11 protein-coding genes are annotated in these 10827 nt (G+C 72.1%); 6 read left to right on the top strand and 5 right to left on the bottom strand.

Going from position 1 to position 10827, the window contains the following annotated elements; all coding sequences use genetic code 11:
* Positions 1-1099: 1099 nt before the first annotated feature.
* From AB0F72_RS17340 to AB0F72_RS17320, 5 genes are read left to right on the top strand one after another with little or no spacing between them, the layout of a single operon-like run.
* Positions 1100-2263, top strand: a complete 1164-nt coding sequence (locus AB0F72_RS17340) for an FUSC family protein (RefSeq protein ID WP_360431629.1) — start codon at positions 1100-1102, stop codon at positions 2261-2263.
* A gap of 57 nt (positions 2264-2320) precedes the next feature.
* A complete protein-coding gene (locus tag AB0F72_RS17335; RefSeq protein WP_360431626.1) occupies positions 2321-3382 on the top strand; it encodes an iron ABC transporter permease in 1062 nt (353 codons plus the stop codon).
* A gap of 12 nt (positions 3383-3394) precedes the next feature.
* On the top strand, positions 3395-4360 hold the full coding sequence (locus AB0F72_RS17330) for an ABC transporter substrate-binding protein (RefSeq protein WP_360431623.1): 966 nt from the start codon (positions 3395-3397) through the stop codon (positions 4358-4360).
* Entirely contained in the window at positions 4357-5160 is an 804-nt protein-coding gene (locus tag AB0F72_RS17325) for an ABC transporter ATP-binding protein (RefSeq protein WP_360431621.1), read from the top strand. The genes AB0F72_RS17330 and AB0F72_RS17325 overlap by 4 nt, the downstream gene beginning before the upstream one ends.
* Complete coding sequence (locus AB0F72_RS17320; RefSeq protein WP_360431619.1) at positions 5157-5855, top strand: class I SAM-dependent methyltransferase; 699 nt, start codon at positions 5157-5159, stop codon at positions 5853-5855. The genes AB0F72_RS17325 and AB0F72_RS17320 overlap by 4 nt, the downstream gene beginning before the upstream one ends.
* A 6-nt stretch (positions 5856-5861) precedes the next feature.
* Here the strand turns inward: AB0F72_RS17320 and AB0F72_RS17315 are convergent, their stop codons facing one another.
* Together AB0F72_RS17315 and AB0F72_RS17310 are read right to left on the bottom strand one after the other, a co-directional pair.
* The gene (locus tag AB0F72_RS17315; protein WP_360431616.1) at positions 5862-6320 is read right to left on the bottom strand and encodes an RICIN domain-containing protein; all 459 of its coding nucleotides are present in this window, start codon (positions 6318-6320) and stop codon (positions 5862-5864) included.
* A 28-nt stretch (positions 6321-6348) separates the two neighbouring features.
* The gene (locus AB0F72_RS17310) at positions 6349-7770 is read right to left on the bottom strand and encodes an MFS transporter (RefSeq protein WP_360431613.1); all 1422 of its coding nucleotides are present in this window, start codon (positions 7768-7770) and stop codon (positions 6349-6351) included.
* Between the two features lie 68 nt (positions 7771-7838).
* Here AB0F72_RS17310 and AB0F72_RS17305 point away from each other — a divergent pair, with 68 nt between their 5' ends.
* Positions 7839-8420 (top strand): XRE family transcriptional regulator, encoded by a 582-nt coding sequence (locus tag AB0F72_RS17305; RefSeq protein ID WP_360431610.1) that lies wholly within the window; start codon positions 7839-7841, stop codon positions 8418-8420.
* A gap of 11 nt (positions 8421-8431) precedes the next feature.
* Here the strand turns inward: AB0F72_RS17305 and AB0F72_RS17300 are convergent, their stop codons facing one another.
* Genes AB0F72_RS17300 through AB0F72_RS17290 form a run of 3 tightly spaced genes read right to left on the bottom strand, consistent with a single transcriptional unit; the run spans position 8432 to position 10465 of the window.
* Positions 8432-8641: a dodecin gene (locus tag AB0F72_RS17300; protein ID WP_014442614.1), complete on the bottom strand. Its 210-nt coding sequence runs from the start codon at positions 8639-8641 to the stop codon at positions 8432-8434.
* Positions 8638-9915 carry an alpha-hydroxy-acid oxidizing protein gene (locus AB0F72_RS17295; protein WP_360431606.1) on the bottom strand — a complete coding sequence of 426 codons (1278 nt, stop codon included), beginning with the start codon at positions 9913-9915 and terminating at the stop codon, positions 8638-8640. Before AB0F72_RS17295 ends, AB0F72_RS17300 begins: the two co-directional genes overlap by 4 nt.
* A gap of 7 nt (positions 9916-9922) precedes the next feature.
* Entirely contained in the window at positions 9923-10465 is a 543-nt protein-coding gene (locus tag AB0F72_RS17290; RefSeq protein WP_360431603.1) for a SigE family RNA polymerase sigma factor, read from the bottom strand.
* Between the last annotated feature and the right edge of the window lie 362 nt (positions 10466-10827).

Here is a 10827-nt window from a genome sequence, read left to right as displayed (position 1 = left end):
CCGCTGACCGTGGAGCGCTGGAGGTTTGCGTCAATCTGCAGGGCCTGGGACGTCCGCGGGTTTCCGTGCAGCGCGGGGTTGACCGCGGATGCCGGCACGCTGGGTGACAACGGTTCGTGCTGATCGGGCGGTCCGGCCCTGGTTGTCGGCGGGCGCTGCAGCGGTGATGACGCACCTCGGGACCAATGCCGCGGCCTAGCGCACTGACGACCGGCTGGTCCAGCTGGTCCAGCTGGTCCGGCTGGTCCAGCCGGTCCAGCTGGTCGTCAGTGCTGTGCTCGGCTGGTGGATCGTGGAAGCGCGTGGTCCGGCTGGCGCTCGGTGCTGTCCCGACGGGCCGGCGAGAACACTGACAGCCAGCCGGGCACGACGAGCTGGTCACCAGTGCTGCCGGATGCCTCTTCCGAGAACACTGCGCGCCAGCCCGCCCGCACCGCTCCACGATCGACAACCGCGCGGCGGCACCTCACGTCCCTACCGGACGACAGCTCCTCGATCAGCCAGCAAGGTCAGTGCTCCCGGGCGCGGCGAAGTTCCCGGGCGCGTCATCGCCGCGGCGGGAGCAGCCGAGGACCAGGCCCCCGCAGCGGCCAGGGCCGCCCGCCCCGCCCGGGACAGCGGATCCGGGGACGCGGCGGCCAGCGCGGCGAACCCTTGTCACCCTGCGTGCCGGCATCCGAGGTAAACGCGACGCTTCACGGAAACCCGCGGACGCTATGTGCCCCACAGAATCACGCAGACCCCACAGCGCTCCCCACCGCCGGGACCCACCGTGACACGCAGCGCACTGGGCCGGCCGTGCGCCGCCGCGCGCCGCCGTGCCCGCCGCGCGCCGCCGTGCCCGCCGCGCGCCGCCGTGCGCCCGCAATCGACGGGGCTAACCCGCCAACACCTCAGCGGTGACGTGGTGCGCCCCGTCCTCGTTGCCGACAACCGCCACTGCCGCCACCTTGCCGGGGATGGCCGGCGGGGACGGCCGGCGGGGACGGCCGGCGGGGACGGCTTCAGGGTGCAGACCAGCACCACGGCACGCAGGGTCGACATTCCCGGTCTCATACCCACGGTTCGTCCATCGACGCCTCGGGTAGATCAACGCCCCGTGTCCAAGATCAAAGATGCGCTCCCGGCCAGCGTCACCGCGAAGATCAGCGCAGGCGTCACCGCGAAGGTCACCGCGGGCGTCAGCAAAGGCGTCAACGCGGGCGTCACCGCAGGCGTCGCCGCGACGGCCGGGACCGTCGCCTGGCTTCTCGCCGCGCACGTGATCGGTCATCCGGACCCGCTGTTCGCGCCGTCCGCCACGCTCATCGTGCTGGCCGAGTCCCGGGGCCGCCAGCTCCGGCAGACCACCGAGATCGTCTTCGGGGTGGCCGCCGGGGTGCTGGTCGCCGAGCTGGTGGTGCTGGCGCTCGGCTCCGGTGTGCTCAGTCTCTTCGTGGTCCTGCTGCTCACGGTCGGCCCGATGATCGCGGCCGGCGCGAGCAGCACGCTGGTGACCCAGTCAGCGATCTCCGCGATCTATCTGGTGGTGGTCGCCGCCCCGCAGGGCCGCCTGATCCCGTTCCGGTTCGCCGACGCGCTGATCGGCGGCGCGGTGGCGATCGCGGCGAGCCAGCTGCTGGTGGCCCGCAAGCCTCTCGCTCCGCTGGTCGCCGAGGCGCGGCGCACCTATGCGGACCTCGCCGATCTGCTCGACGACCTGAACGAGGCGCTGACACGTCACGACGAGGAAGCGGCGGACGCGGTCCTCGACCGTACCCATCAATTGAATGTCTGTGTGGAGAGGCTGCACGCGGCCGCCCTGGCCGCCGGCGAGACGCTGCGGCTGCGGGTGCGCAAGCGGCGCCGGCTGCGTCAGGTGCGCAACGTCGAGCAGACCACCCACCAGCTGGATCACGTCGTCGGCAACGTGTGGACACTGGCGCGTAACGCGGTGACGCTGACCCGGCTGCACAGCGAGACCCCGCCGGATCTGAATCGGGCGATCGACGCGCTGGCCGCGGCGGTGCGGTCGGCGGGTGAGTCGCTCGCCACCGACCTGACCGGGCGCGACGACCCGGACCGGCACGCCGGGCAGGCGGACGCGGACGCGCTGGAGGCGGTCCGCATCGCCGGCAAACTCCTGGACGAAGCGCCGCCGCTGCCGGTCGCGATGATCGTCGGCCAGATCCGCACGACCGCTGTCGACCTGCTGCGCGGCGTGGGGCAGGACGACGACGCGGTGCTGAGCAGAGTGGACGAGGCCCTGGGCTGGACCCCCTGAAGATCTTGCTGTTAGGTTGTTGCACATCTTTGGCAACAGCGGGGGAGCAATAACAACGTGACCACCGACGTGCTCGGTGTCGGCGTGCGGCGACGCCGGACCACGATCTGGCTGACGGTCCTGACCGCCGCCCTCGTGGTGACCGGGCTGGTCGCCGTCGGCACGGGGGCGATCGGCATCAGCCCGGCCACCGTGGCACGGATCGTCGCTCACCAGCTCTTCGGCATCGGCGACGTCACCTGGACGCCACCGCAGGAAGCCATCGTCTGGCAGGTCCGGCTGCCCCGCGTGATCCTCGGCATCCTGGTCGGCGCGGGCCTCGCGGTCTGCGGCGTGGCCCTGCAGGCGATGGTCCGCAACGTGCTCGCCGACCCCTACCTGCTCGGCATCAACTCCGGCGCGTCCAGCGGCGCCGCGGCGGCCATCCTCTTCGGAGCGGGCGCGGGCTTCGGGCAGTACGCGCTCTCCACCAGCGCTTTCGCCGGCGCGATGGCCGCCTCGTTGGGCGTCTTCCTGATCGCCCGCAGCGGCGGCCGGGTCACCTCGATCCGCTTGCTGCTGGCCGGCGTCGCCGTCGGCTACGCCCTGTACGCCACCACCAGCTTCCTGATCTTCGCGTCCGGGAGTGCCGAAGGCGCCCGATCGGTGATGTTCTGGCTGCTCGGCTCGCTCGGCCTGGCCCGCTGGGACGCCCTGCTCGCGGTCGCGGCCGTCGTGATCGCCGGCACCGTCGCCTACCTCACCGTGATCGGCCGCAGCCTGGACGCGCTCGCGATCGGCGACGAGACCGCACACACGCTGGGCATCTCCCCCGACCGGCTGCGCCTGCGACTGCTCGTGGTGGTGTCGCTCTGCGTCGGCGTGCTGGTCTCCGCCTCCGGGAGCATCGGGTTCGTCGGCCTGGTCGTACCCCATCTGGCCCGCCGGATCGTCGGCGCCCCGCACGTGCGCGTGATCCCGGTGGCCGCCCTGCTCGGCGCGATCCTGCTGGTCTGGGCCGACGTGATCGCGCGGGTGCTGCTCGCCCCGCAGGAGATCCCGATCGGCATCATCACCGCCCTGGTCGGCACCCCGTTCCTGCTCGCCCTGATCCGGCGTCTCTATGCCACCGCCTCCTGAGAGGACCCCCCGATGAAGGCATTCCGCACGTTCGCAGTGGCCGCGCTGCTCGTCACCGCCGGATGCGGCGCGCCCGAGGTGGACACCTCCAACGGCGCAGCCGGCCACGCCAACTTCCCCCTGACGCTCACCAACTGCGGCGCCGAGGTCACCTTCGACAAGGCGCCGGAGCGGGTCGTGCTGCTCAAGAGCGCCGCCGTCCCCTACCTGCACGCGCTCGGCGTGATGGACCGGGTCACCGCGCGCGCCGGCCAGTACCCGGCGGAGTACTACGACGCCGCCACCCGGGCCGAGATCGACAAGATCCCGCTGCTCACCGACCGGACCGACACCAGCGGTCACCTGCAGATCTCCAAGGAGGTGGTGATCAGCCAGCAGCCCGACCTGGTGCTCGGCGAGGTCGACAACCTGTCCCGGGACACCCTCGCGGCGGTGGACATCCCGCTGCTGGAGGAACCGGCGCTCTGCCCGGGCACGACGACCGCGCCGACCTTCGACGACATCTACCGCCAGATGGACGCCTACGCCGAGGTCTTCGACCGGCGCCCGCAGGCCCTCGCGGCGGTGACCACGCTCAAGGAGCGGATGGCCAAGATCCCCAAGCCGGCCGCGAAGCGCACCGCGGCGGTCCTCTATCCGACCGTCGGCGGCGGGGTGACCTATGCCTACGGATCGGCCAGCATGGCGCAGCCGCAGCTGGAGGCGGCCGGTTTCACCAACGTCTTCGGCGACAGCAGGGAACGCGTCTTCGAGGTGACCCTCGAGGAGCTGCTCGGCCGCAACCCGGACGTGCTGATCCTGCTCCACAGCGACGGCGACCCGAAGGCCGTCGAGCGGGCCGTCACCGGTCTGCCCGGCGCCGGGCAGCTCAAGGCCGTCGCGAGCGGCAACGTCCTGCCGCAGCTGTTCAACTTCACCGAGCCGGCGTCGCCGCTCGCCATCGACGGCCTCGAGAAGATCGTGCAGCGCTTCTCATGATCGAGGCCGCCGGAGTCTCCTGGCGCTACGGCGTCAACCCGGTCATCGACGGCGTCGCCGTGACCGCGCAACCCGGCCGGGTGCTCGGCCTGATCGGCCCGAACGGCAGCGGCAAGACCACCCTGCTGCGCCTGCTCCACGGCGCGCTGCGCAGCCCCACCGGCGAGGTCACCGTCGACGGCGACGAGCTCGGCGCGCTGAGCCCGCGCGAGGCCGCCCGCCGGATGGCGGTCGTGGTGCAGGAGTCCGGCGGCGAGACCGCGCTGACCGTCGCCGAGATGGTGCTGCTCGGCCGGGGCCCGCACCTGTCGGCGTTCCAGCGCGCCGGCGCCGCCGACCACGAGGTGGCCGCCCGGTGCCTGGACCGGGTCGGCGCCACCCATCTGGCCGCACGCTCGTTCGCCGGCCTCTCCGGCGGCGAGCGGCAGCGGGTGCTGATCGCCCGGGCCCTCGCCCAGCAGGCCACCCACCTGCTCCTCGACGAGCCCACCAACCACCTGGACATCCGCTACCAGCACGAGATCCTGCGCCTGGTCCGGGGCCTCGGCACCTGTTCCGTGGTGGTGCTGCACGACCTGAACCTGGCCGCCCGGTACTGCGACGACCTGGTGCTGCTCGACTCGGGCGCGGTGGTCGCGGCCGGCGAGGTCACCGACGTGCTGCGGCCGGAGATCCTCGAACCGGTCTACCGCATCGGCATCCGCCGGCTGGAGATCGAGGGCTCGCTGCACCTGCTGTTCCATCCATTGAGCGAGAACACATCGAGCGAGAACACATTGAGCGAGGAGATTCCGGCATGACCGCGCAGGACCGCATCAACGCCTACTGGACCCACCGGGCGCCCGCCTACGACGCCTACCAGCAGCGGCCGGAACGGCTCGCCGACGACACCGCGGCCTGGGCGGAGATCTGGAAGCAGGCCCTGCCGCCGGCGCCGCTGGACGTGCTCGACATCGGCACCGGCAGCGGGCACGTCGCGATGTCGGTGGCCGGCCTCGGCCACCGGGTGACCGGTATCGATCTGTCCGAGGGGATGCTGGAACAGGCCCGCCGCCATGCCGCCGAGGTGGCGAACGCGCCCGACTTCCGGCTCGGCGACGCCGTGGCGCCGGACTTCCCGGACCGCAGCTTCGACGCGATCGTCGGCCGTTACGTGACGTGGACGCTGCGCGAGCCGGGCACCGCTGTCGCGAACTGGATCCGCCTGCTGCGCCCCGGCGGCCTGGTCGCCATGGTCGACAGCACCTGGTTCCCGGACGGTCTCGACGAGCAGACGCAGCCGGGCGTCACCGCGTTCTACGACGCCGAGGTGCGGTCGCTGCTGCCGCTCGCCACCGCCAAGTCGATCGACGAGACGGCCCTGATCCTCGCCGGCAGCGGCCTGAAGGACGTTACTGTCACCCCGCTCACCACGATTTACGACCTGGACCAGAGGTACGGGGTATCGCCCGGTCACGAGGTGCAGATGCAGTTCCTGATCAGCGCCCGCGTCTGACGACCGTCACCACGGGGTGTGGTTGCGCCACTTCCGGTTCGGCTTCTCGCTGCACTCGCGCAGCCGGACCGTGCCCACCCCGGCCCGGTCGATCGCGACCTCGGTGACACACCGCCCGTTCCGGCCGGCCCGCAGCGTGCCGGTGAACCACCAGTCCTGGTCGTCGGTGAACGTGCAGGCCGTCACCCGCAGCCGCGAGCCGACCGGCTCCACGCAGTTGCCGTTCGTGGTGAAGCGGCCCTCGCTGGTCTGGAAGAAGGCCTGCGCCTGATCGCCGGCCTTGCACGCGGCCGTGAACAGGACCGTGCCGATCGGCCCGCCGGTCAGGCAGCGGGCCGGGTTGCGTTCGGTGACCAGCCGGCCCTGCAGCAGCGGCGGCGGCGCCGGGACGGCCACGGCCGCGGTCGCCGATCCGCCGAGCAGAGCGGCCGCCAGGGTGGGTACGAGGACAGCACGGGTCAGCACCGCCCCACCATAGGTAGGGCGGCGCCGGTCACGCGGCGGTTTCCGCAATCATGACCCCGGGCGGCACAGGAGGGCGGTGCCGGTCACGCGGCGGTTTCCGGTCCATGGCCGGGGCCGCCCTGGCGGCCAGGGCCACCACCAGCCCACATCCCGCGACCAGAACCCAGCCCGGGCGGGTGGCCTCGGCGAGCGCGGCCGGCCCGGCGTCGCCGAGAGCCACACCGGCCGGCGCCGCGGTGCCGATGAACGCCCCGCCCAACGCCACCCCGAGCGCCGTCCCCACCTGCCGGGATGTGGACGCGATCCCACCGGCCACCCCGGACCGCGACGGCGGCAGGCCGCTGACCGCCGTATTGGTGATGGGCGCGTTGGCGAACCCGACCCCCACGCCGAGCAGCAGGTGGGCGAGCAGCAGCACCGGCACACCTGTCCGATCGCTGAGTCCGATCAGGATCAAGCCACCGGCGAACGTGAAGATCCCGGCGAGCCGCAGCGGGAACCGCGGCCCGACCCGCCCGGTCAGATACCCCGAGTACGGCGCGAGAACCGTGGCCGCCACCGCCATCGGCAGCGTGGTCAGCCCCGCCGCCAGCGGGCTCATCCCCCGCGCCAGCTGCAGATAGAGGCTGCCCAGCAACAGCGTCACACTCAGCGCCACGAACATCAGCACCGCGCTGCCGACCGCCGCCACGAACGCCGGCCGCCGGAACAGCGACAGGTCCATCAGCGGCTCGGCCCGCGCCGATTCGACACTGATGAACAGCACCGTGGCGAGTCCGGCGACCCACCAGAACACCGGTCCTTCGATGAGCGCCGCGACCGTCCCGCCGACCATCGCGATCAGCAGCAGCTGTCCGGGAACGTCCAGTGACCGCGCCCGGGGCGACCGGGACTCCGGGACGAAGAAGGCGGTCAGGACGAGCACCACCGCGATGATCGGCAGGTTGGCCCAGAACACCGTCCGCCAGCCCGGCCCACCGGTCAGCACGCCGCCGAGCACCGGCCCGGCCGCCATGCTCAGGCCGAACACCGCCGCCCACACGCCGATCGCCTGCGCCCGCCGCCGCGCGTCGGTGATCGCGCTGACCACGATGGCGAGCGCGACCGGGCTGAGCATCGAGCCGCCGACGCCCTGGATCACCCGTGCCGCCACCAGCGTCCCGGCTCCCGGCGCGAGGGCGCAGGCGGCCGAGCCGATCGCGAACAGCACCAGCCCGAACCGGAAGACCCGGCGTCGGCCGAGCTTGTCGGCAAGCGCACCCGAGGTGATCAGCAAGCTGGCGAGGACCAGCGTGTACGCGTCGACGACCCACTGCAGCCGGCCCGTGTCGAGGCCCAGGTCGCCGGCGATCGACGGCAGCGCGATGTTGACCACGGTCGTGTCCATGCCGACCAGGAAGATGCTGGTGCAGCAGATCGCCAGCACCAGCCAGGGACGTGTCTCCTTCATGGTTGCCGATCGTCGCGGTGGCCGCCCCCACCCGGCCAGCGAACTTGCGGAAACCGCAAACTGGTCGGGTGGACGCTGACGTGGAAGAGCTGCTGGACGGAATCGGGCCGCGGCTGCGCCGGATCCGCCAGGACCGCGGCATGCTGCTGACCGACCTGGCCGAGCTGACCGGGCTGTCGGTCAGCGTGCTGTCCCGGCTCGAGTCCGGCAAGCGGCGGCCCACGCTGGACCTGCTCATACCCCTGACCCGGGTGTACCGGCTGGCCCTCGATCACCTGATCGGCGCCCCGCCGACCGGGGACCCCCGCGCTCATCTGACGCCGCACCGGGCGGACACCAGGACCCGGTTGAACGCCGTGGTGGTGCCGCTCACCACGTACCCGGGAAGGTTGCAGGTCTTCAAGCAGATCCTCGGGCCGTCCCGGGAGGAGCCGGTGCGCGTGAGCCATGCCGGTCACGCCTGGTTCTACGTGCTGGCCGGGACGGTCCGCCTGCTGCTCGGCGACACGGAACGGCTGCTGCGGCCGGGCGACGTCGCCGACTTCGACGCGAGCGAGCCGCACTGGTTCGGTCCCGCCGACGACAAGCCGGCCGAGATCCTGCACCTGTTCGGCCCGCACGGCGACCGCGTCGGGACGTCCCCGGCCTGAGCGGCCGGACCTCAGTCCTCGACCCGGAAACCGATCTTCAGCCGCACCTGGAAGTGGGCGACGTCGCCGTCCACCACCTGTCCGCGGATCTCCTTGGTCTCGAACCACTCGATGTTGCGCACGGTCCGGGACGCCTTGGCGATGGCGGTGCGGATGGCGTCCTCGACACTGTCCGGGCTGCTGCCCACGACTTCACTGAGCCGGTACACGTGATTGGTCATGCGCTCAGTGTGCCCTGTGGCACGAGCACATCCCGGGTGATCTCGGAGAGGTTCCGCACGCCGGAGAGCGCCATCGTGAGATCCAGTTCGGCGATCACGTTCGCGATGACCTCCTCGACGCCGCGCTGTCCGGCGATCGCGAGGCCGTACATGTACGGGCGGCCGAGCAGCACCGCGTCGGCGCCGAGGGCGAGCGCCACGAACACGTCGGCGCCGGTACGGATGCCGCTGTCCATCAGGATCGCCGGCTCCGGGCCGACCGCGTCGCGAACCCGGACCAGCGCGTCGAGCGAGGCGATCGCGTTGTCGACCTGGCGGCCGCCGTGGTTCGACACCACGATCGCGTCGATGCCCTCGTCGAAGGCGCGGCGGGCGTCGTCGGGGTGCAGGATCCCTTTCAGGACGATCGGCAATCGGGTACGTTCCCGCAGCGTGGCGATGTGTTCCCAGTTCAGCCGGGGGTTGGAGTAGATGTCGAGGAACGTCTCGACGGAGGCGCGGGGGCGCGGGCTGCGCAGGTTGGCGAGGAACCTGCCGGGGTGGTTGCGGGTGATCTCGATGAGCGAGCGGATGGCGCCCAGCGTGATCTCTTGCTTGCCTGACTTCGCCGGTCTGCGGTGTTCTACGAGATCTTGGAATCTCGGGTCGGAGGTGTACTGGGCGATTCCCAGCCCCTTCGCGAACGGCAGCGAACCGAGATTCAGATCCTGCGGCCGCCAGCCGAGCACCGTGGTGTCCAGCGTGACCACGAGAGCGCCCGCCTGCACCGCCTCGGCACGGTGGATCAGGCTGTCGACCAGCGCTTCGTCCGTACTCCAGTAAAGCTGGACCCACCGCGGCGCCGCGCCCATCGCGGCGGCCGTCTCCTCCATCGGCGTGCCACCCTGATTGGTGAAGATGTAGGGCACGCCGGCCGCGGCTGCGGCCCGTGCCGTGTGCAGGTCGGCGTCCGCGGCGATCAGCTGGCCGGCGCCGACGGGCGCGAGCAGCACGGGCGCGGGCAGACGCGTGCCGAGCAGCTCACCGGACATGTCGCGGTCCGCCACGTCGCGCAGCATTCGCGGCACGATCGCCCACCTGTCGAACGCCGCGCGGTTGTTGCGCATGGTGCGCCCCTCCCCCGCGCCACCGGCGACATAGGCCCACCCGGCCGCGCTGCTGGCCTTCCGCGCCCGCCGCTCCAGCTCGGCGAAATCGGTCGGAACCGCCGGCCGCCGTCCCAGCACACCGGCCCGGTAGATCGCGTTCTGCCGCTGCCGCCCCGCTCCTCGCATGCATGATTTATTTCAGGTGTACCCGCAATGCCGCCAGTGCCCGAGCGGTCTGACTCTTGACGTTTCCGAGCGAACACCCGAGCCGGGCCGCGGTCTCCTCCACCGACAGGTCGTAGACGTACCGCAGCACCATGACCTCCCGCTTCGCCGGCGGCAGCATCCGCAGCATGCCCACCACCTCCTGCCGGTCGACGACGGCCTCCGGTCCCCGGCTCGCACTGCATGCCTCCGGTCCCCGGCTCGCGTTGCGCTGCCCCGGTTCCCGGCTCGTGCTGCGCTGCTCGGGCAGGATCCCCATCGGGCTCTCCCGCCAGGTGCGGCGGTGCTCGTCGATGGCGGTCCGGATCAGGATGCGCCGGACGTAGGAGTCCGGGTTGCCGGTGGCCGCGACGGTCGCCCAGTGCCGCAGCACCTTGGTCAGCGTGATCGAGACGAGGTCCTCGGCGGTGTGCCAGTTGCCGCAGAAGGCGTAGGCAGCCCGCCGCCACCCGTCCATCCGGCTCGACACGAAGTCCCGGAACGCCTCCTCGTCGCCGCCGTTCAAGATCATGCCTTCAAGGTCCGTCGGGCGGCGGTCAGCGGACACCCTCCGCCCCTCCACCACAACCCCGCCAACCGGCTGAACCACCCCCGCCGACAGCAGCCACCCGCCACCCGATGCCGCCCGCCGCGTCCGCCGCCGTCCGCCGCCACTCGATGCCGCCCGCCGCGTCCGCCGCCACCCGATGCCGCCCGCCACCGTCCGCCAACGCCCACTGCCGCCCGCCGCCACTCGTCGCCGCCCGCTCGCCCCCGCCTGCGGCCTGTGCACCGCGTCGCCGGCCCGAGCCGTAGCCCACGCAGCTGAAACGGCTCGGGAACCTGCGCCGACTACGGCTGGCGGCACGACGGCAGCACGGGCAGGGCGGCGGG

Source organism: Actinoplanes sp. NPDC023936 (assembly GCF_040639325.1).
Classification (GTDB): Bacteria; Actinomycetota; Actinomycetes; order Mycobacteriales; family Micromonosporaceae; genus Actinoplanes.
This window is presented reverse-complemented; position numbering and strand designations above follow the sequence as displayed.

Coding starts and splice junctions, on each gene's coding strand:
- AB0F72_RS17330 (WP_360431623.1), top strand. CDS start 3,395: ATGAAGGCATTCCGCACGTTCGCAGTGGCCGCGCTGCTCGTCACCGCC.
- AB0F72_RS17325 (WP_360431621.1), top strand. CDS start 4,357: ATGATCGAGGCCGCCGGAGTCTCCTGGCGCTACGGCGTCAACCCGGTC.
- AB0F72_RS17320 (WP_360431619.1), top strand. CDS start 5,157: ATGACCGCGCAGGACCGCATCAACGCCTACTGGACCCACCGGGCGCCC.
- AB0F72_RS17310 (WP_360431613.1), bottom strand. CDS start 7,770: ATGAAGGAGACACGTCCCTGGCTGGTGCTGGCGATCTGCTGCACCAGC.
- AB0F72_RS17300 (WP_014442614.1), bottom strand. CDS start 8,641: ATGACCAATCACGTGTACCGGCTCAGTGAAGTCGTGGGCAGCAGCCCG.
- AB0F72_RS17295 (WP_360431606.1), bottom strand. CDS start 9,915: ATGCGAGGAGCGGGGCGGCAGCGGCAGAACGCGATCTACCGGGCCGGT.
- AB0F72_RS17290 (WP_360431603.1), bottom strand. CDS start 10,465: ATGATCTTGAACGGCGGCGACGAGGAGGCGTTCCGGGACTTCGTGTCG.